Origin of the sequence: Tunicatimonas sp. (assembly GCF_049647865.1) — a bacterium.
Classification (GTDB): domain Bacteria; phylum Bacteroidota; class Bacteroidia; order Cytophagales; family Cyclobacteriaceae; genus Tunicatimonas.
Map to the genome: position 1 here is coordinate 1 of NZ_JBARYM010000438.1, position 20733 is coordinate 20733.

General features: G+C 44.8%; 21 protein-coding genes and 1 pseudogene. 16 read left to right on the forward strand and 6 right to left on the reverse strand.

What is annotated here, in order from left to right; all coding sequences use genetic code 11:
- A pseudogene (locus tag WBA23_RS13020) lies at positions 1-322 on the forward strand (hypothetical protein); the annotation flags it as partial.
- A gap of 78 nt (positions 323-400) precedes the next feature.
- Here WBA23_RS13020 and WBA23_RS13025 read toward each other — a convergent pair.
- Complete coding sequence (locus tag WBA23_RS13025; protein WP_424582710.1) at positions 401-874, reverse strand: hypothetical protein; 474 nt, start codon at positions 872-874, stop codon at positions 401-403.
- A 111-nt stretch (positions 875-985) separates the two neighbouring features.
- On the opposite strand from WBA23_RS13025, the gene WBA23_RS13030 reads away from it, so the two are divergent.
- Complete coding sequence (locus WBA23_RS13030; RefSeq protein ID WP_424582711.1) at positions 986-1528, forward strand: DsrE family protein; 543 nt, start codon at positions 986-988, stop codon at positions 1526-1528.
- An 11-nt stretch (positions 1529-1539) separates the two neighbouring features.
- Here the strand turns inward: WBA23_RS13030 and WBA23_RS13035 are convergent, their stop codons facing one another.
- Positions 1540-1731 (reverse strand): hypothetical protein, encoded by a 192-nt coding sequence (locus tag WBA23_RS13035; RefSeq protein ID WP_424582712.1) that lies wholly within the window; start codon positions 1729-1731, stop codon positions 1540-1542.
- A gap of 563 nt (positions 1732-2294) precedes the next feature.
- Complete coding sequence (locus tag WBA23_RS13040) at positions 2295-3557, reverse strand: TlpA disulfide reductase family protein (protein ID WP_424582713.1); 1263 nt, start codon at positions 3555-3557, stop codon at positions 2295-2297.
- Positions 3558-3932: 375 nt separating this feature from the next.
- Between WBA23_RS13040 and mraZ the strand changes: the two genes are divergently transcribed.
- From mraZ to ftsZ, 12 genes are all read left to right on the forward strand, one after another.
- Positions 3933-4427, forward strand: coding sequence for a division/cell wall cluster transcriptional repressor MraZ (mraZ, locus tag WBA23_RS13045; protein WP_424582714.1), 495 nt, complete (start codon positions 3933-3935; stop codon positions 4425-4427).
- Positions 4378-5301, forward strand: a complete 924-nt coding sequence (gene rsmH / locus WBA23_RS13050) for a 16S rRNA (cytosine(1402)-N(4))-methyltransferase RsmH (protein ID WP_424582715.1) — start codon at positions 4378-4380, stop codon at positions 5299-5301. The genes mraZ and rsmH overlap by 50 nt, the downstream gene beginning before the upstream one ends.
- 10 nt (positions 5302-5311) lie before the next feature.
- Positions 5312-5728 carry an FtsL-like putative cell division protein gene (locus WBA23_RS13055; RefSeq protein WP_424582716.1) on the forward strand — a complete coding sequence of 139 codons (417 nt, stop codon included), beginning with the start codon at positions 5312-5314 and terminating at the stop codon, positions 5726-5728.
- Positions 5725-7821 (forward strand): penicillin-binding protein, encoded by a 2097-nt coding sequence (locus WBA23_RS13060; protein WP_424582717.1) that lies wholly within the window; start codon positions 5725-5727, stop codon positions 7819-7821. Before WBA23_RS13055 ends, WBA23_RS13060 begins: the two co-directional genes overlap by 4 nt.
- Before the next feature lie 83 nt (positions 7822-7904).
- A complete protein-coding gene (locus WBA23_RS13065) occupies positions 7905-8216 on the forward strand; it encodes a four helix bundle protein (RefSeq protein ID WP_424582718.1) in 312 nt (103 codons plus the stop codon).
- A gap of 16 nt (positions 8217-8232) precedes the next feature.
- Positions 8233-9714, forward strand: a complete 1482-nt coding sequence (locus WBA23_RS13070; protein WP_424582719.1) for a UDP-N-acetylmuramoyl-L-alanyl-D-glutamate--2,6-diaminopimelate ligase — start codon at positions 8233-8235, stop codon at positions 9712-9714.
- 15 nt (positions 9715-9729) lie between these two features.
- Entirely contained in the window at positions 9730-10983 is a 1254-nt protein-coding gene (gene mraY, locus WBA23_RS13075; protein ID WP_424582720.1) for a phospho-N-acetylmuramoyl-pentapeptide-transferase, read from the forward strand.
- On the forward strand, positions 10983-12107 hold the full coding sequence (locus tag WBA23_RS13080; RefSeq protein ID WP_424582721.1) for an FtsW/RodA/SpoVE family cell cycle protein: 1125 nt from the start codon (positions 10983-10985) through the stop codon (positions 12105-12107). The genes mraY and WBA23_RS13080 overlap by 1 nt, the downstream gene beginning before the upstream one ends.
- Complete coding sequence (gene murG, locus WBA23_RS13085; RefSeq protein WP_424582722.1) at positions 12082-13254, forward strand: undecaprenyldiphospho-muramoylpentapeptide beta-N-acetylglucosaminyltransferase; 1173 nt, start codon at positions 12082-12084, stop codon at positions 13252-13254. The genes WBA23_RS13080 and murG overlap by 26 nt, the downstream gene beginning before the upstream one ends.
- Positions 13255-13286: 32 nt before the next feature.
- The gene (locus tag WBA23_RS13090) at positions 13287-14003 is read left to right on the forward strand and encodes a cell division protein FtsQ/DivIB (protein WP_424582723.1); all 717 of its coding nucleotides are present in this window, start codon (positions 13287-13289) and stop codon (positions 14001-14003) included.
- A gap of 11 nt (positions 14004-14014) precedes the next feature.
- Positions 14015-15316 carry a cell division protein FtsA gene (ftsA, locus tag WBA23_RS13095; RefSeq protein ID WP_424582724.1) on the forward strand — a complete coding sequence of 434 codons (1302 nt, stop codon included), beginning with the start codon at positions 14015-14017 and terminating at the stop codon, positions 15314-15316.
- A gap of 43 nt (positions 15317-15359) precedes the next feature.
- Complete coding sequence (ftsZ, locus tag WBA23_RS13100; protein ID WP_424582725.1) at positions 15360-16802, forward strand: cell division protein FtsZ; 1443 nt, start codon at positions 15360-15362, stop codon at positions 16800-16802.
- Between the two features lie 45 nt (positions 16803-16847).
- Here ftsZ and WBA23_RS13105 read toward each other — a convergent pair whose 3' ends face one another.
- Together WBA23_RS13105 and WBA23_RS13110 are read right to left on the reverse strand one after the other, a co-directional pair.
- The gene (locus tag WBA23_RS13105) at positions 16848-17978 is read right to left on the reverse strand and encodes an MBL fold metallo-hydrolase (protein ID WP_424582726.1); all 1131 of its coding nucleotides are present in this window, start codon (positions 17976-17978) and stop codon (positions 16848-16850) included.
- A 104-nt stretch (positions 17979-18082) separates the two neighbouring features.
- On the reverse strand, positions 18083-18625 hold the full coding sequence (locus WBA23_RS13110; protein WP_424582727.1) for an NADPH-dependent FMN reductase: 543 nt from the start codon (positions 18623-18625) through the stop codon (positions 18083-18085).
- A gap of 73 nt (positions 18626-18698) precedes the next feature.
- Here WBA23_RS13110 and WBA23_RS13115 point away from each other — a divergent pair, with 73 nt between their 5' ends.
- Positions 18699-19136, forward strand: a complete 438-nt coding sequence (locus WBA23_RS13115) for an SRPBCC family protein (RefSeq protein ID WP_424582728.1) — start codon at positions 18699-18701, stop codon at positions 19134-19136.
- Here WBA23_RS13115 and WBA23_RS13120 read toward each other — a convergent pair.
- Complete coding sequence (locus WBA23_RS13120; protein ID WP_424582729.1) at positions 19129-20376, reverse strand: sialidase family protein; 1248 nt, start codon at positions 20374-20376, stop codon at positions 19129-19131. The two genes, WBA23_RS13115 and WBA23_RS13120, sit on opposite strands and share 8 nt — an antisense overlap.
- A 182-nt stretch (positions 20377-20558) precedes the next feature.
- On the opposite strand from WBA23_RS13120, the gene WBA23_RS13125 reads away from it, so the two are divergent.
- Positions 20559-20733 (forward strand): metallophosphoesterase (locus WBA23_RS13125; protein WP_424582730.1); only part of this gene is annotated, 175 nt, incomplete at its 3' end.

Below are 20733 nucleotides of genomic sequence, written 5' to 3' on the forward strand. Positions count from 1 at the left end.
TAAAACCACCCAGCGAGCTCGCGAAGCAGTAGAAAACGCTGCTCCTGACGATTGGTATACGTTGGCCAAGGCTGCTGAGAAGTGCATTGCTAAAAAAGTAAATCTTAAAGAAGCTGCGGAGTGGCTAAACAAGTCGCTGGCCATCCACGAGTCAGCATTCAATTTAAAAGTGAAAGGCGACTACTATGTTCACAACCTGCTTCCAACAAAAGCTTTAGAGTTCTACAGCAAAAGTATCCGGGTAGGTAAGTTAGAAGACCCTTCGTACATGGACGCTGAAACTCAAGACAAAATTTTGGCTTTAGTCCGACAGTTAGGTTAGCGATAGGTACGTAAGCAGCAAAAGCCTTCCCGCAAGAGGGCTTTTTTTGTTTGGGGCGAGCTCGAACGTCTGCTTACGTTATAGTGCTCGATAGTATGTGGTGCCCGGAGCGCAAGCTGCGTTAATCGGACACGGGAAAGTAAGGGTAAGTTCCCACCCCCTTTGATCAAATTCTACCCAGATTTCGCGCTGGCTTCGAGTATTTTCAAATAAAATTTGTTCTAGCGGCGAAAGATTGTTTAGGTCAAAGTAGCGTTCGTTTGGAAAAAGTGATAAGCGGTTGCCGTTTAGAAGATAGCTACCCGTATCACTTACTACCGTTTCTGAAGGAATAGAGGGACTAGTGCGGATAATCTTTTGGGAGAAAATATAGCTACTATCTTCATTGAAAGTGTATTCTATCCTGAGGGTAGCTGAAGGGTCCTCGGTTAGCGGTAATTCATTATACCATGCTCCCAAGAGAGATCGGTAGTTTAGGGCATCGTCTTCGCTACAACCTAGCAACCCAGCTAGTAGGATTAATAGGCCAACTATTAGATATCTTGTACGCATAAAGTTAAAAGCTCATTTACAGAAGTGACCCCGAACTATCTCAAACAGTTGGGATAACTAGAAAAATAGTTTCTATTTGTGAATTCTCTTAACTGAATCTCTTTTCTACCTATGAAACATATTATCTTCGCAATAACGGGAGCATGGTTGCTCAATATTGTCGCTCAGGCTCAGGAATTCCCCCCTCAGTTTCCTATCGTACCCGGATTTGGCGGTATTTATAAAATTCCCAAAGTGCAAAAGAACCCGGATACCACTTTAACCTATCGTATCGTGATTGATGTAACCCAAGGTGCCGAAAAGTCAGACGAAATAAATCCTTCGCTGAATAATATTGCCCGCATGCTAAATCTGCATGGCTTAGGTGGAGTGTCGAAAGAGAAAATGGAAGTAGTCGCAGTAGTTCATTCGCTGGCTACGCCCACGGTGCTGGCCAATGCTGCTTATCAGGAAAAATTCGGTTGCGATAATCCAAACGACAAGCTGATACAAGCATTGAGCGATGCGGGAGTAAAACTTTTCGTTTGCGGACAGTCACTACTAGCCCGCGGGTTCTATCCTCAACCGTTACATTCTGATATTACTGTTTCTATTTCGGCACTCACCATTCAGACCGAATACCAGCAGAAAGGATATGCTTTGCTGAAGTTTTGACTTTAAATTGCTTAGACTTTTACTATATCTACGTCTGGATAAGCCTGAATGATTTTGTCATGAGTAGCAAGTTGCAAATCATCAGCTATTGATTGAGCAATCAGAAGTCGGTCAAATGGATCATGGTGGAGTAGAGGTAAGCTTCGTAGAGCAACAATGTGAGCGAAGGGTACGTCTAGCGGAATTAATTGCTTGTCATCCATAAGCTGGTTCCAGTCAAAAGGCTGACCAGGCAGTTTGCCTTTTGCTTGTTCAATCTCAACCTCTCAGGCAACCACACTGCTTAAATAGACAGTAGGGTGGTGATTAATATGTTGGTTGATAGAGACTGACAACTGGGAGTTACCTGCCGCTCACCAAAGAAACGTATGAGTATCAAGTAATAGCCCTCTCATACGTCAACCAAGTGCACCAAACTCTCAGGCAATTTCTTCATTAACTTCTCTAGAATTCTAACCTTCATCCAGATGGATTTTACCTTTAGCAAATCCGCCTTGACGAAGTGGCTTATCCAAGTTTCTGCTCTTCCTTATGCACTAATACCATCTTAACTAATGACTGATTTTCTTCCTTCAGAAATATTTTCTTTTCCGGCTAATACCTGCTTAATGGCATTGGAGAGAATTTCTGGGGTAGCTCTACGGGTATCAATAATCGTCATATTGGGTGATTGGCCTGCTTCTTAGCTAGACTACGAAAAAGTATATAGTTGAGTTCGTTTTTGGGAAAAGCACTGTTAAGTTGCTTGGGGAGAATAGTTTTTCCATTACATATTCTCATTGCCTAATAGCGTATCCATCCGCTCGTTAAATTCTTCTACAAACTCTGCGTAATATTCCCCCGTGCCGGGTCCACTAAAGCCGGTGTGGATATTAGCTACTTCACCATCTCGGTCAATATAGATCAGGGTAGGGAATGACATTATTCGGTTAAGCATCGGCAGCGTTTCGGCGGCCTTCTCTTTGTCCGATACTCCGGCAATCAAAAAGTCGTACCCGACATCTAACTTGTTTACCATCTTCTGTACCCTCCGCTGGGCGTAGTTAAAATCATTCTTTTGTTCGTAGGCCAACCCAACAATTTCGACACCACGATCTTGATTTTTGTTGTACCAGTCAGTAAGAAATTTGGTTTCGTCCATACAGTTGGGGCACCAAGTTCCGAAGATTTGAACCAGTACTACTTTGTCTTCATATTTAGGGTCAGTTAGCGAGACACTATCGCCCTGCAAATCAGGAAAAGTAAAGGCCAGGCGATCGTAGTTTTCCTTAAGATATGTGAGCGAATTTACATCGGCCAGCGCAGCGTTTTCATCCCGCTGGGCAGTCCAGGTAGTATGGTAGTGAGAGCCCGACCAGAAGTCACCTTTCAATGACCCGTCGTCTTGTATTTTTGCCTTAAATAAAAAGGCATGTTCACCGTCGAAAGTGCTAAGCAGTAGTTCATCATTTACCACGTTGCCTTCGAGGAATCGGTAGTCGCCAGTGGCGGTGAGAAACGACCCAGTTGCTCGGTTACCTTGTTGCTTAAAAATTCCGACTGAACTGAGGCTGTCATCGTCAAATTGCACCGCCCATTTTCCGCCAACTTCAACGGTTACTTCTTCAGTAGTTTGAACAAAACGGTGGTCATCCCCGAGCTGAGCCTCAAAGGGAAGTTGGTAATCTTCTTCGTAATTTTTTTTCCAGTATCCAACCCACTGGTCGCCCCCATTTTTAGCGATGATTTCAGTATCAAAAATATGCATCGGAATTCGCACCGAATCGCCTTCCAAATAGACCTCATCTACTTGCAATTTTTCTTCAGCGTTCTCTAAATAAAGTTCGTATATTCGAGAGGTGTCAGAGGAGGAATTCCCTACTTCCTTTAGCTCGAACGTGAATGGTAAAACCTGACCTTGTAGCTCTAAGGTAGCTCGCCATTTCCCAACAGATAAAGTAGAGGGAGATGATGAGTTTTGTTCAGGCAGTGAGCAGGAAGCCAGAACAAATGCAAGAGTAAAAATAAAAGAATAGGTACGTAGGTTCATGGAGTAGTGGATTCAATAAAAGTGCTAAGATAAGCTTCGCGGAGAAATAAAGAAATCTAAGGGAGCCAACGGAAGAATCTGTTATCAGTTATTTAAATAATATGATGTTATTTATGCAGTTATTTTTTCTGTTCAGGCTAAAATAACTAAGTTAGCAAAGCAATAATATTTACTATTTATTCACTAGCAAATGTTACTGCACTGAAAGTGTCAAATTGTACTTTTAATAAGTACGGCACCCTAAAATACCAAAAAACGGCGTTTGTCTTGTAAGAAAAAGAGATAAATCGGTGGTAAAAAGTGGGAGGAAGTGGAGGATATTACGTAAACAATTTGTAGCTTTGTTCTAATAAGTTGTTTTCGGATGATGCTAACATGGCAATCTTTACTGGGGAATATGAATGTAAAATGGACGCTAAGGGGCGCATACTTATGCCGGCTAAAATTAAGAGTCGGTTGCCTGAATGTTCTAAGCACGAATTCATCCTCTCCCGTGGCTTCGAGCCTTGCCTAACAATCTACACAAAAGAAGAGTACAGCAAAGTACACGAAAAGTTCGCAACCCTAAGTACCTACAATCCGGAGCAACGCCGACTACTACGCACATTTTTCAGGGTGAGCTCGGAAGTGGAGATGGATAATCTGGGACGGTTTTTAATTCCTAAACGCTTATTGCAGTACGCAAAATTAGAACGAGAAATATTGATCGTTGGAGCCGGTGATGTACTAGAGATTTGGAACCCAGAAGTATACGATAATTACATCATTGATTCACCGGAAGAATACTCAGAATTAGCTCAGAAATATTTAGATGTTCAGCATGATGAATTTAACGGAAATGACCATGTACCACCAGCCAGTGCTGCTTAAAAAAAGCGTAGATGAACTGGTCTGGAACCCTGCCGGTACATACGTAGATCTCACCTTCGGAGGTGGTGGTCATAGCCGAGCTATTCTCGAAAAGCTTTCGCCGGAAGGGCAACTGTTTGCCTTCGATCAAGACCCTGAATCAGCAGCGAATGCAGGTGGTTTAAACCTAACATTTATTCCCGCCAACTTCCGCTTTTTAAAGCGTTATCTGAAACTGCATGGCGTGCCAAAAGTGCACGGAATTTTGGGTGATTTAGGAGTCTCTTCCCATCAATTTGATGTCCCGGATCGGGGGTTCTCAACCCGCTTCGAGGGCCCCCTTGATATGCGGATGGATACCACTAAAGAGACTACCGCTGCCAGCATCCTTAACAGCTACAGTGAGGGCCAGCTTCACCAATTATTTGGTATGTACGGTGAGGTGAAAAATGCTAAGTCGCTGGCGCAGGCAATTGTGTCCGAACGGGTGCAAAATTCTTTGCAAACGGTGGATAATTTGAAGCAGGTATTAAACCGTTTTGCTCCAAAAGGTCGAGAGTTTAAATACTACGCCCAGGTGTTTCAAGCGTTACGTATACAGGTGAATGAAGAACTCGACGTGTTAAAGGAGCTACTTACGCAGTGCGCGGAGGTGTTACTACCTCAGGGAAGATTGGTAGTAATATCTTATCACTCGCTGGAAGATCGGCTCGTTAAAAACCTGATGGCTAAGGGAAACTTAGTGGGAGAGGTGCAGCAAGATTTCTACGGAAATATTCAGCGGCCCTTCCGCCCAATTACCCGGAAGCCCATTATTCCTTCACCCGAAGAAATTGCCGAAAACAACCGGGCCCGTAGCGCGAAGCTACGGGTTGCCGAACGAATAGTAAGCTAAAATAGGAAGTATGACTGCAGTAAGAAATAAATATCAGACTAAAAACAAAAGAGCAAAAGTACCAAGAAATACAGTGCGCCGAACTAAAGCTACTCCGCCTAGCCGTAGTTTATTTACCCGGGTAGAAGATGCCGTTCGATTCGATGCTTCATTCGAACGAGGGCTGCCGGTACGCTTCGTTCCTTACATACTATACTTCACCATTATCGGTCTATTTTATATAGGAAACAGTCACTACGCAGAGCGTATGATTCGGAAGCGTAATCAATTAGAGCGGCAAGTAAAAGACTTGCGGGCGAACTATACTACCCTGAAGGCAGGGTATATGCTAGATAGCAAACAGTCAGAAGTAGCTAAACGAGTAAAGCATTTAGGGTTAGCGGAAAGCGCTACACCACCCTATAAAATTATGATTACCCAGCCGTGAATATTAAGAACTCCATAGTGCTGCGGGTTCGCGTCGCCTTTCTAGCCATCTTAGTAGTTGGCGGGGCACTCGTCTATCGGATTGTAGACCTACAATCGGCGGAGGGTGATCAGTGGCGAGAGTTAGCAAAGAAGGTTACAGTACAATATCGAGCTGTGCCAGCTACGCGGGGTAACATCTACGCGCACGATGGGAGTCTGCTAGCTACGTCGCTACCGTACTACCGAGTGGCATTTGATCCTAAAGTGGCCCACGATACACTCTTTCAAAATAATGTTGGGCCATTGAGTAAAAAGCTGGCCGGGTATTTTGGTTCTAGTGCCGCTGAATACGAAAGAAAGATACGTCGGGCGCGAGATAACGAGCGACGATATATACGGCTGAGTCGTAAAAAAATTAACCATCTGGAGAAAGAAGAATTATCTCAGTGGCCTATTTTCCGAGAGGGACGCTACCGAGGAGGAATAATCTTCGAGCCAGTGCAACAGCGTTATAAGCCCTTCGGGTTTTTAGGAGCCCGGACCATCGGGTTTATCAACGAACAAGGAGAAGGAGCCGGTTTGGAATACAGTTTTAATAAGTATCTACGCGGACAAAACGGACAAGGGCTTTTTCAGAAAATGCAAGGAAACCATTGGAAACCAGTTTACAATGGTTCGGAGATTAAGCCAGTAAATGGGCTAAATATCGAAACCACCATTGACATTAATCTTCAAGATGTTACACAAGCATCGTTATTGAATGCGTTGTATCAGCATGATGCCGAATATGGTTGCGCGGTGGTGATGGAGGTGCAAACCGGGGAGATTAAAGCAATATCCAATCTAACTAAACGAGCAGATGGTAAGTACGCTGAGATTTACAATTATGCGGTAGGCGGGTTGACTGAACCTGGCTCTACCTTCAAACTGCCTTCTGTGATTGCTTTGCTAGAGGAAGCTAATCTACAATTAGAGGATACCATTGCTACCGGAGATGGTTTATACCAGTTTCATGACCGGGTAATGCGGGATTACAAATGGGGTGGCTTCGGTACTATAACGCTTCAAGATGCGTTTGCTAAATCTTCTAATATCGCGATTTCTCGCTGGGTAGATCGCTACTTTGGTGGGCAGCCTGATCGTTACCTTGAGTATCTTCAGGGCATGGGATTAACCGAGCCACTAGGGTTTCAACTAGCGGGAGAAGGTCATCCGTACATACCCACCCGAAAGGATAAGAGTTGGAGCGGAGTAACGTTACCCTGGATGTCTATTGGCTACGGACTGAAGCTTACTCCACTGCAAACCTTATCGGTTTACAATGCGATTGCCAATGATGGAAAACTGATTCAACCCATCTTAGTGAAGAAAGTAACGCAAGTAGGAGAAGCCGAACAATCATTTGAGTCGGCAGTACTTCGGGAGCAAATCTGTTCTCCGGCTACCCTTCACAAAGTGCAGACATTATTAGAAAGCGTAGTACAGGAAGGAACCGCTAATAACATTCGCAACGAATACTATCGTGTAGCCGGAAAAACCGGAACGGCTAAAATTTTGGTGAATGGAGAATACACCAGTAACTACTATACCTCATTTGCGGGTTATTTCCCCGCTGATCGGCCCAAATATAGTTGCATCATTGTAATTAATCACCCGAAGGGCTACCAGCAATACGGTAGTGATGTAGCCGCTCCGGTTTTTAAGGACATTGCCGATAAAATTTATGCCACTGATCTGTCATTGCATAAGCCATTGCCAACCCAGTACGCCCGGCAGGCCGGAGTATTTCCGGTAATTCAAGCCGGTTATAGCGATGATTTACAGCAAATCTGCTCAGCACTACATATCAATCAGCTTACAGATAATGATGGTAGCATGGCGGAATGGGTTCGAGCCAAACCTATCAGTCAGCAGATTCATTGGAAAGAACAAAAGATAACAGAAAACCAGATGCCTGATGTACAGGGAATGACGTTGCGAGATGCCCTTTACTTACTGGAACAACAGGGATTACACGTAGAATATCAAGGCAACGGGCGAGTTACCAAGCAGTCACTCGAACCGGATGTATCACTAAAAAAAGGAAATACGGTGTGGCTAGAATTAAGTTAATAGTCCACTGAGAAATGGCGTTTAAGTTTGAAAAATTAGTAGTCTGGCAAAAAGCATTAGAATTGACAAAAGATATATACGATATGACAAAAGAATTTCCTTCGGATGAGCGCTATGTGCTAACGGATCAACTAAGGCGGGCTGCTGATTCGGTTGCACTTAATATTGCCGAAGGATCAACCGGACAGAGTAACGCAGAATTTAGCCGTTTCGTAGGCTACGCCATTTGTTCGGCTGTAGAAGTAGTTGCTTGTCTTCATATTAGACTAAAAAGAAATATTATTGATCAAAGCAACTTTAATCAGACCTACAATCAAACGGAAGAAATTGTAAAAATGCTACAAGCCCTCCGCAAAAGATTGAATAATAAAAACTATCTATCTATGGACTATTGACTGTGGACTTGAAGAAATGAAAACACTGAAAGACATACTGTACGGAGTTTCGCTAAAAGCGGTAGAAGGATCTACCGACTTATCAGTGAGTGCCGTTCACTTTGACTCCCGCCGGGTGGAAGAAGGTAGTGTATTCGTAGCGGTATCGGGCACGCAGGTGGATGGGCATCAGTATATTCAGGTAGCTGTAGAGAAGGGAGCTACTTCGGTGATATGTGAGCAAATATCGGAGGAAAAGCAGGTTGGAGTAACCTACGTAGAAGTAGCCAATAGTGCCCAAGCACTAGGGCAAATGGCTTCTAATTTTTATGATAACCCCTCAGCGAAGCTTAAACTAATTGCAGTTACGGGCACCAATGGGAAGACTACGGTGGTCACGCTGTTGCACCAATTGTTTATGCGCTTAGGCTATCACACCGGACTGCTCTCTACAGTGAATAATAAAATTAACGATGCAGTTATTCCTTCTACCCACACTACGCCCGATGCGGTGCAACTTAATGCTTTGCTAGCCAATATGGTGAAGCAGGGCTGCACTCATGCTTTTATGGAAGCCAGCTCTCACGCTATCGTGCAGCATCGAATGGCCGGACTTAAAGTAGCCGGAGCTATCTTCACCAACATCTCCCACGATCATTTAGATTATCACAAAACTTTTGAAGAGTACATCAAAGCCAAGAAAAAATTATTTGATGACCTACCTAAATTAAGCTTTGCTCTGGTAAATACTGACGATAAGCGAGGTAAGATTATGGTGCAAAATACAGCGGCGCAGGTGAAAACGTTCTCGCTGAAAGGGGTAAGCGATTTTAAAGCCAAGGTGCTAACCAACTCACTGCAAGGCTTAGAGCTAGAAATTAGTGGCGACACTATTGCCTCCCAGTCGGTATGGTTTCCGTTGATTGGTGATTTCAATGCGTATAATTTGTTAGCAACCTTCGGGGCGGCGGTGCTACTAAACGAAGAAGCAGAAGAAGTACTAACCCAGCTTTCGGGAGTGCAGCCCGCCCGAGGACGATTTGAGCAAGTGCATTCACCCGACGGAGTAACAGCTATTGTGGACTACGCCCATACGCCCGATGCTCTAGAGAATGTGCTAAGAACTATTCAAAATGTGCGTACTAAAAATGAAACCGTTATTTGCGTAGTAGGCTGCGGGGGCGACCGGGACAAAGCTAAGCGACCCAAGATGGCCGCTATTTCGGCAGAGCTTAGCGATAAAGTAATTCTTACATCGGACAATCCCCGTAGCGAAGACCCCGAAGAAATTATTAAGGACATGCAAGCGGGAGTGCCCGCCTCGCATTACAAAAAAGTAATAGCTATTACTAACCGAAAAGAAGCTATCAAGGCCGCCAGCATGATGGCCAAGGAAGGCGATATCATTCTAGTTGCGGGGAAAGGGCACGAAACCTATCAAGAGATAAAAGGAGTGAAACACAATTTTGACGATAAACAAGTACTGAACGAAATCTTTCATCAGCTACGCCAGCGGTAGCACCAAACGAAAACTATGCTGTATTATCTGTTTGATTATTTAGAACGAGAATTTAACGTGCCGGGGGCCAGCCTGTTTCAGTTTATCTCTTTTCGAGCGGGTATGGCTACGTTGCTTTCGTTACTAATTACCATCACCTTCGGCAAACGGTTGATTCAATACTTACAGAAGAAGCAAATTGGAGAAATAGTACGTGACTTAGGGTTGGAAGGCCAGCTACAAAAGAAAGGAACCCCAACCATGGGCGGAATTATCATTCTTAGTGCTATTATTATTCCTACGCTACTGTTTGCTAGGCTTGACAATATCTACGTAATCTTAGTATTAGTCGCTACCGTATGGATGGGGACCGTTGGCTTTATTGATGACTACATCAAAACATTCAAGAAGAATAAAGAAGGGTTGGCCGGAAAATTTAAAATTGTGGGTCAAGTGGGGTTAGGATTGATTGTAGGATTGACACTCTACTTTCACGAGGATGTAAAGGTTCGGCAGTTTGATGAAGAATTAATGGGAAGTATAACCAACGTGGGAGAAGAAATTCAGGAAATGCCGCAGGGAGCCTACGAAGATGTTAGAACCACCCAGACTACTATTCCTTTTGTTAAAAATAACGAAGCTAATTATAAGAACCTTCTCTCTTTTATCACCTTTGGCTTAGTAGAACTGCCTGATGCTTGGACTTGGGTAGTTTACGTAGCTATCGTCATTTTCATTGTCACCGCCGTTTCTAACGGAGCTAACATTACCGATGGTCTGGATGGGTTGGCGGCTGGAACTTCGGCAACCATCGGAATCACCCTGGCCATCTTTGCCTACGTGTCAGGTAACCTGCTTTTTTCGCAGTACCTCAATGTAATGTACATTCCTGATTTGGGAGAGTTGGTGGTATTTGCCACCGCATTCGTGGGAGCGTGTATCGGTTTTCTATGGTACAACGCCTTCCCAGCGCAAGTATTTATGGGCGATACCGGTAGTTTATCTATCGGGGGAATTATCGCGGTAATGGCCTTTGCCGTGCGGAAAGAAATTCTACTACCGATCATTTGTGGGGTGTTTCTGATAGAAACCTTATCAGTGATGCTTCAGGTCACGTACTTTAAATATACGAAGAAAAAATACGGAGCCGGTCGGCGTATCTTTGCTATGGCACCATTGCATCACCACTTCCAGAAGAAAAATTTGCACGAGGCTAAAATTGTAAGTCGTTTTTGGTTGGTCGGCATTATGTTAGCTATTTTCTCATTGGTAACCCTTAAAATTCGCTAATGATAGTACGCACTTGGGCTAAACGATATCTTGAAGGCGATTCCATTATTTGGCTGGTTGTTCTCTGCCTATCAGCAATCGGAGTATTGGTGGTGTATAGCACATCTAGTTCGCTAGCTTACCGGGAGCGCGGCGGCGATACGGAGTACTACCTTTTCAAACACATTATTCTGTTAGGTTTGAGTCTAGGAGCTATGTGGTTTGTTCACAAAATTAACTATCAGTACTTCGCCCGACTGTCTACGCTTCTATTATTATTATCTATACCCATGTTGCTCTATACCTGGAAGTTTGGAGCAACCATTAACGAAGCTTCTCGCTGGATTACGTTACCGGTTATTAACCAAACGTTTCAGCCTTCTGATTTAGCAAAGTTAGCCCTCATCACTCATCTAGCCGGAATGTTATCCCGCCGTCAGCAAATTGTTGGTGATTTTACTCGCACGGTGCTGCCTGTAATGCTTTGGTGTGGAACCATCTGCGGTATTATTGCCATGTCAGATATATCTTCTGCCGCTATGCTGTTCTTTACCTGTTTGCTACTAATGTATATTGGACGTGTTCCAGTTAAGTATTTAGCTATGTTAGTGTTGGCAGGAGGGTTACTTGGTTATGCTGCTCTAAGCTTCGGGCAAAGGGGTGAGACAGCCCTGAGTCGGGTAGAATCTTTTATGAGCGAAGAGCAAGTAACTTTCCAAAATCAGCAGGCCTACATTGCCATTGCTACGGGCGGAGTGTCGGGCAAAGGAATGGGAAAAAGCGAGCAACGGAATACCTTGCCATTATCTTACGCTGATTTTATCTACGCCATTATTATAGAAGAGTACGGAGTAATTGGTGGGGTGGGAGTCATCTTATTATTTCTGGTTCTCCTGTTTCGGGGAATGCGAGCGGTTTCTCGCAGCGAACGAGCGTTTGGCGGACTACTTTCTGCTGGGCTAAGTTTTGCCATTGCCGTTCAGGCTATGATTAATATGACGGTAGCCGTCGGGCTGGTTCCAGTTACCGGGTTGCCACTACCGCTGGTAAGCATGGGAGGTACATCGCTCTTATTTACTAGCATCGCCATAGGCATTATTTTAAGTACTACTAAAGAATTTGAACATCAGAAGGCAATCGCCTAACGAAAAGATATTGACTGAACGAAAACCATATCGAGTAATTATTAGTGGCGGGGGCACCGGAGGGCATATCTATCCGGCCATTGCTATCGCTAACGCCCTGCGGACTCTTCATTCTGATACCGAAATTCTTTTTGTAGGAGCTAAAGGAAGAATGGAAATGCAAAAAGTGCCAGAAGCGGGTTACGCTATTGAAGGGCTATGGATTAGCGGACTTCAGCGAAAGCTGACAATAGATAATTTGGCGTTTCCGATTAAAATAATTTCTAGCTCCTTCAAAGCCAATCAAATAATTAATGAGTTTAAGCCGCAAGCGGCCGTGGGGGTAGGCGGGTTTGCCAGCGGACCTCTGGTATATGTAGCCAGCCTACGTCGGGTACCGTCCCTGCTTCAGGAGCAAAACTCCTACGCGGGGCTCACTAATAAGATGTTAGCCAATCAGGTGAGTAAAATTTGTGTAGCTCACCCAGGTATGGAGAAGTTTTTTCCGGCCGATAAACTAGTCTTTACCGGAAATCCCATCCGAAAAGAAATTGTAGAACTAGCTCAGCAGGAGTTAAGCAGTAAGAAGAAAGAGGGCACTGAGTACTTTGATTTAGACCCGAAGAAAAAGACTTTGTTAGTTATTGGCGGGAGCTTGGGAGCCAGAACACTGAATGAAAGTATTATCAATAATATTCAAACACTGGTGGAAGCCAATGTCCAGGTGATCTGGCAAAGTGGTAAATATTACTATGAGAAGATGAATGAGCAACTGGTCGCAATTCCCAATCATGAAGGTATTCAGTTGCGGGAGTTTCTAAACCGCATGGATTTAGCGTATTCCGTAGCTGATGTGGTTATTTCCCGAGCAGGAGCATTGTCAATTTCCGAATTGGCATTAGTACAAAAACCCGTTATCTTCGTGCCCTCCCCCAACGTGGCAGAAGATCACCAACGGAAGAATGCCGAAGCATTGGTTCGGGCCAAAGCGGCGCTTATGATTACTGATGCCGAGGCTCCCAGTTCACTTATAAAGCAAGCGTTAGCATTGTTGACCGACGAAAGTCAGCAACAGCAACTGCAACAAAATATTAAGCAATGGGCGCGCCCTGAGGCAGCGAATCACATTGCGCAGGAGGTAGTCAAACTAATTGAGGAGAAGCCATGAAGCGGATAAAAAAATCGGTATACCTAATAGTTATGCTTACCATACTAACGGCGGCAGTAGGAGCGACGGAGTACCGGCGCCAGCAACGGGTGTGTACACAGATTAGTGTGGCTATTGAGCACGAAGGTGCGGAGTCTTTCGTAGGCGAAAGGGAAATACGAGGGTTGCTACAACAGCGTGAGAAGTCAATTATCGGATTGCCATTAAATGCACTGGAGCTGAAGCAACTGGAGCATCGAGTGCTAAGTAACCCTTACGTAGAGCGTGTGAATATTTATTACGACTTGGAAGGAAAGGTACATGTCGCCGTACAGCAAAGCCGTCCTGTTGCTCGCCTGATACATTCTAAACTACCTGATGCCTACGTTAGCACCACCGGAAAGCTACTTCCTCTTTCGGGACGGCATACGGCACGGGTAATGCTAGTTGGCGGTGAGCTTGTTCCGAAATTAATTAAGGGGAATTGGACGCAGGATAGCATCAGCATTCAACTTCTTTCCTTAGCAAAATATATTGAACAGGATGATTTCTGGCGCGCCCAGATTGCTCAAATGGACATAAACCAGCAGGGCGAAGTAGTGTTGCACCCTCAGGTAGGCAGGCAAACGATTAAATTTGGGAAGCCTGATCAGATTTCTGAGAAATTTGACAAATTAAAATTATTTTATCAGCAAATTTTGCCCCGAAAAGGGTGGAATCATTATACTAAGGTCAATCTGACCTATGAAAATCAAATTGTTTGTGACTAACAAGTAAAACCATGGACAACGATCAACCCGTAGTTGGACTAGATATCGGTACTACTAAAATCTGCGTTATTGTAGGCCGGAAAAATGAATACGGAAAACTAGAAGTAATGGGCATGGGTAAAGCCGTGTCCGACGGAGTAATACGAGGCATTGTTAGCAACATTGACAAAACCGTGCAGGCGATTCAGAAGGCTGTTCAGCAAGCCGAAGAGCAGTCAGGAGTAGAAATCAATGTAGTAAATGTAGGTATTGCCGGGCAGCATATCCGGAGCTCAGTACACCACGGTAGCATTACCCGCAACTCTTCTGAAGAAGAAATTACGGTAAGTGATGTAGAGCGGCTTACTCAGGATATGTACCGTATAGTGACCCCGCCCGGTTGCGAGATTATTCACGTAATGCCTCAGCACTACATTGTTGATTATGAGGAGGGAATTATGGACCCAGTGGGCATGTCGGGAGTAAAATTGGAAGCTGATTTCCACATCATTACGGCTCAGACCAATGCAATCAATAACGTGAATAAATGCGTCCGTAAAGCTGGGCTAGAAATAGATAATTTAATTCTTGAGCCGCTAGCTTCTAGCTTAGCAGTGCTCAGTGAAGAAGAAAAGAAAGCGGGAGTTTGCTTGGTAGATATTGGGGGTGGAACTACCGATATCGCTATTTTCCACGATGGCATCATCCGACATACCGCTGTTATACCTTTCGGTGGTAACATCATCACTTCTGACATTAAGCAAGGATGCTCAGTACTGCACGAGCAGGCCGAGTTGCTTAAAGTGAAGTTTGGTCGAGCCATTGCCGAAGAAGCTAACATTAACGAGATCGTTTCTATTCGCGGGTTACGTGACCGTCCACCCCGAGAAATCTCAGTAAAAAACTTAGCTTACATCATTGAAGCGCGAGTGCAAGAAATCTTCGAACTAGTTCATGCCGAGATTATTTCGTCGGGCTACGAAGACCGATTAGCGGGTGGCATTGTTATTACCGGGGGAGGTTCCCAACTGCGGCACATCAAGCAATTATGTGAGCTTATGTGCGCTACCGATGGTCGCATTGGGCACCCCAACGAGTATCTGGGCAAAAGTAAACCAGAGGCGATCAAATCGCCCATGTACGCTACCGGAGTAGGCTTAGTATTAGCCGGATTCAAAGCAATTGATGAGCGTAACTCAGAATACCTCCGTCGTAAAAGTGGGCAAACCAACCAAGTTGTGCGAAAAGAACGACAAACTGGCTTTTCTTTTAGAGGTATATTGGAAAAGACCAAGAAAATATTGATTGATGACTTTAATGAGAAAGAATATTAATGTAGTTTTGGTATAACCCCAAACTATTCAAACATCTACCGTTATGAGTAAGACATACAGTTTCGATCTACAGCCTCAGAACCCTTCTATCATCAAAGTGATTGGTGTAGGAGGCGGAGGCAGCAATGCTGTGAATCATATGTTTAACCAGGGCATTCGGGATGTAGAATTTATTGTCTGCAATACCGATGTGCAAGCGTTACAGACCAGCCCGGTTCCTAATAAGCTACAAATAGGTATAGGGCTCACCGAAGGGCTAGGGGCGGGGGCGAACCCTGAAAAAGGAAAAGCCGCCGCTATTGAAAGCAAAGAAGATATTCGCGAGTTACTTAGCGATAATACTAAAATGCTATTTATTACCGCTGGAATGGGCGGCGGGACCGGAACCGGAGCCGCTCCCGAAATTGCTCGAGTAGCGCGCGAATTGGGCATTTTAACGGTAGGTATTGTTACCTCACCTTTCAGCTTTGAAGGACGTAAAAAAATGCGACTGGCTAACGCAGGTATTGCTGAGCTTCGGGAAAGCTGCGATACAGTACTTGTTATTCTAAACGATAAACTGCGGGAAGCATATAGTAACCTATCCCTGTCCAATGCCTTTGCTCAGGCTGATAATGTGCTGACCACGGCGGCTAAAAGTATTGCTGAGATTATTACTCTGCCGGGTGACATCAATGTAGACTTTGAAGATGTAAAGACTGTAATGGCAAATTCAGGTGCCGCGGTAATGGGCTCGGCTAAAGTGGAAGGCGATCAGCGAGCGAAACGAGCCGCCGAAATGGCCTTATCATCGCCGCTGCTCGATAACATAAATATTACTGGGGCGCAGCGCATTCTACTATCCATCAAGTCTGGTACTGAGAAGGAAATTCAGATGGATGAGTTAACCATCATTACTTCGTATATCCAGGATCAGGCTAGTGAGGAGATGGAGATGATTTTTGGCCATGGAGTAGATGAATCCCTGGGCGAAAGTGTAATGGTAACCGTAATTGCTACTGGCTTTGATCAGGAAGAGTCAAGCGATCCGGAAGAAGATAATAAGCGGATTGTTGACTTAGAAACCAACAAGAAAGTACCAGAAAGCAATAATACTAACGAACCGGCTCCTGAGCATCACTTTGAGCCACCCGTGAAAAACTTTGTTTCGGATGATCCCCAGCCGACGTACGAGTCTATTCAGGATGAGCCTAATGAAAAAGAAGAGGAAGAACTGATGCATGAAATGAGTTCGCAGAAGCGACTGCTCATGGAAGAAGCTTACAAACGGAAACTGAAGTTGCGGGGAAAAAAGAGTATTAGCGCACCGGATAGTGAGCAAGATCATTTCAAGAAAGAAGATTTCAACGAACCCGCCTACATGCGACGAAATGTGCACTTGTACAGTGTACCTTCGTACCAAGATCGTAACGTATCGCGCTATTCACTAGATGATGATAGCAACATTATCAGCAACAACCGGTTCTTGCACGATAACGTAGATTAATTAGCCTAATTTAATCCAAGAATTACACGAAGGGGAAAGTGATTTTTAATCATTTTCCCACCACTTCGCTCGTGGTAGATTGGGTGAGCCCACTACAAAAGTTTCCCCAATCTTGGGGGTGGTTACGGGCATTTGTAGCTGCACTGCTTTTTCGGTTACTCGCTCAATGGGATCAGTCCAGGAATGAAGAGCGAGCCGAAAGGCCCCCCAGTGAATAGGCATCATTTGTTTAGCTCGTACATCCACTGCCGCTTGAGCTGATTCTTCGGGCATCATATGAATTTGGGCCCAGCGTTCATCGTATTGTCCGCATTCCATCATGGCTAAGTCAAACGGGCCGTAGCGTTCCCCAATTTTCTGAAAATGAGGCCCGTATCCACCATCGCCGCTAAAATATAGATTTTTGCTTTCACCCTGAATGATCCACGAACCCCACAGCGTTGTGTTTCGATCAGTAATACCTCGCCCGGAAAAGTGACGAGAGGGGGTAAATACAATAGTAAGCCCAGCGTGGTTAACCTCTTCCCACCAGTTAAGTTCGTGAATAGCAGATTCAGCTACTCCCCAGCGGCGCAAATGCGCGCCTACTCCTAGTGGGACGTAAAAATCCTTTACCTTTTCCTTCAGTTTTTGTACTGAACCATAATCTAGGTGATCGTAGTGGTCGTGGGAGATGAGCACCGCATCAATCGGGGGAAGTTGTTCAATACAAATGGGTAACTGTTTATTAAAGCGGTCATTACCCAACCAAGGGTGCGGAGCAGGAACATCACCCAACATCGGATCTAAGAAAACCCGTAAGCCGTCGATCTCTACCAAGACTGCCGAGTGACCGAACCAAGTAATCTGAGTAATTGTATCGGTATGGGTAGTAATATCTAGAGAATCCACGGATTCTACTGGTAAAGAAAAGTCCGGGGTGCTATTGGGTATGCCTTGGATGAAATCTCGCAGTACCGAAACAATGTTCCCGAAACTCATATCCATCGAGGTTGGAATCAGATTGGTGAACACTCCCTCTTCGTAGTGATCTAACTGAGCAAAAGCTTCTTTCTGTTCGGAGGTTGGTTTGCCCCCAAATTCCGGACTTAGTTTGATAAATAGAAAGCCTACAACAAGCAGTGCTAATAGTAAAATCCCAACAGATAGTCCGATCATCTTGAAAGTTTTTTTCATAGCCAAAGAGCTGAACGTAATTTAACTGACGAAGTGAGGGCAAATATATTGGCAGCTAGGATCGATTGTTTTGCCGAAAAGGCAGAAGGTTTTAAGCAGCTTCACTAAAGGGCACTACTGCTTTCTTTAGCAGTTAGCTTCTCTACTTGTTGCTCTAATAAATGCTGATAGACCGAATGCGTGATTTCTTCGTTAGAAAGGTGGTTATGAATGAATGCCAAGGTAGGTTTAATCGGCAACACGTGCATCCCTAGATAATGCAACACATCGGTTAAGTGACTAAGCGCTAGGTTGCCCCCGTGCATTCCCGCTGCCACCCCTACTAGGGCGGCCCTTTTTCCTGCTAAACTACTCGGATAGTCTAATCCGTCAATGAAAGCTTTGAGTACTCCGGGAAATGAACCGTTGTATTCCGGTACAATAAATACGAAGCGACTGTTTTCTTTCAGTACCTGTCGAAAAGCATTGAATTCCTCATTCTGCCCGTTATTCTCATACAAAGCGGTGGCTAAAAAATCTGACGGAAGGTTGATAAGGTCTAAAATTTGGCTGGCTTCTCCTCGCTCTTCTAGCAGACGTTGGTAGTAAGTAGCAATGGTTCGGGATTTGGCATCGCGCCGATTAGTCCCAACGATAACAATGGTCATACCTTCACAACGATCTTTCTAAAAGGATGTTCGGCTTCTAAACTATCTACAGATAGACGAAGTTATCTCAACTATGCGACTAATTATTCGTACTTCTGTAGAGCAAGATTATCAATCAGTGAAGCAAGGTTTCACTGAAGATTTATTTTTAAAACTCAACCCTCCCTTTCCGCCGGTGCAACTCAAGCGTTTTGATGGGTCCAGCAAGGACGATATTGTGGAGCTAGAACTCAACTTTCTCTTGTTCCGCCAAACCTGGCGTAGCCTGATTACCGAAGATGGGGAAACCGAGCTAGAGTGGTACTTTATTGATGAAGGGGTAAAACTGCCCTTTTTTCTGAAATATTGGAAGCACCATCACCGAGTGCTTAAGCAGAGTTCGGGTAGTCAGATTGTAGATGATATTCACTTTCGCTCACCCTTCTGGCTGATGGACTTTTTGCTTTACCCAGTACTAGGATTACAGTTTCTCTATCGCAAGCCAGCTTATAAGAAGGTGTTTGCTACTTAGTTGACACATTAGACCGATCGTTCTCTAACCATTCCAGCGAAAAAGTAGCCAGTGTCAGAAAAGCATATTGCATTCCTTCAGTAGTACCTCGCTCAAAGAGCACATAAATTTTACCATCTTCCCCCACAGTTACGTCCGAATAGGCGGCTAGGCCCGGTTCAATGACTCGCTGTGTCAGCCAAGTTTTTCCTTCGTCGTAGCTAAGCTTAGCGGTCAGATTTCGTCGGGCGTTTAGTTTAGGACTATGAAGATCATAATTTGGGCGAGAGTCAGGATTGATAAATAGTAGGTAGTCCTCACCATCTGATGATTTACCCTTGATAAGACTAGCCAAGCAGACCGGATCGTACAGCGCAGTATCAAATTTTGGTGCCGCCCACTGAGTAGCTCCGTCGGCACTATAGGTTACTACCCGCAGGTGTTCGGGTGACTCACTGCGGGAGTTGAGCATTACCCTTCCGTCGGCTAGCTCTACCGCTACGGTTTCATTGGGGTTCACAAAAGCTTGGGGTTGCTGCCCTTCGTACCGATACGGATAAAGGTGACGAACCGCAATGTCTCCGGCTTGCCAGGTTGCCCCGTGGTCATCCGAATAGATGGTAGCCACCACCGAAGGGCGGTGAGCGTTTCCGCCGTCAGCGGTAGAGAGCCATACCGGAACGAGCAACCGACCGCTTTGTCGTTGTATACCGTGCCCTGGCCCGGTCGCTAGTACCTTCCAGGGATAGTCACCACGAAAATCATCGAAAGCAGTGGTGATCTCAGTAGGTTCAGAAAACGTTTTTCCGTCATCATGACTTACTGCGTAGTATGCTCGTTGGTAAGCTACGCAGTATAAAAAATGTATGTCGCCATTCGCATCAGCGATCATCACGGGATTGTTAGCTGTATTACCGGGGGAGCCGTGACTAGTTACCGCATCGGGGTCAGAAGCTATTTCTTGAGCCAAAGCTTCAGGAACATTCACCAATACCTTCTGCTTACTCCAAGTACTTCCCCCGTCGGTGCTTCTCCGTAGCACGATATCAATGTCAGCCCAATCGCTCTGGTCGCGACGGGCTTCGCACCAAGCCAGCAGGGTTCCTTGGGAAGTGGTAACAATTCCGGGAATGCGATAGGTACGGTAGCCATCAGTGCCCGCAGCAAATAGGTCAGTAAAAACAATTGAGTCGGATAAGCTTTGAGCCTGTATTGAAGAAGTAGCAATGGTAAAAAATAGAAAGAATAGAAAGTGCTTCATTCGGGAAGATAGCTCTTTACTGAGATTTGCTCAAGCCCTTATTAGGAACGTTCGATAATATTCACTGTAGTTATCTGTATCTCAGCGTGAAGTAAACAAAACCAGTCAACTACTAAAAAATGTACAAGGAAAAACTTTTACCTTTAGAAGTAATTTATCTGTAAAAGGCGTAAGATATCATTATGAAGCAATGGGTAATCACTGACATTCACGGCTGTGCCAAAACCTTTGAGGCGTTGCTACAACGCATCAACTTCCGGCGCAGTGATTCTCTTTATCTGCTGGGCGATTACGTAGACCGCGGGCCCGATAGTAAAGGCGTGCTGGATTTGGTTATGCAACTGAGTCAGTCGAAGC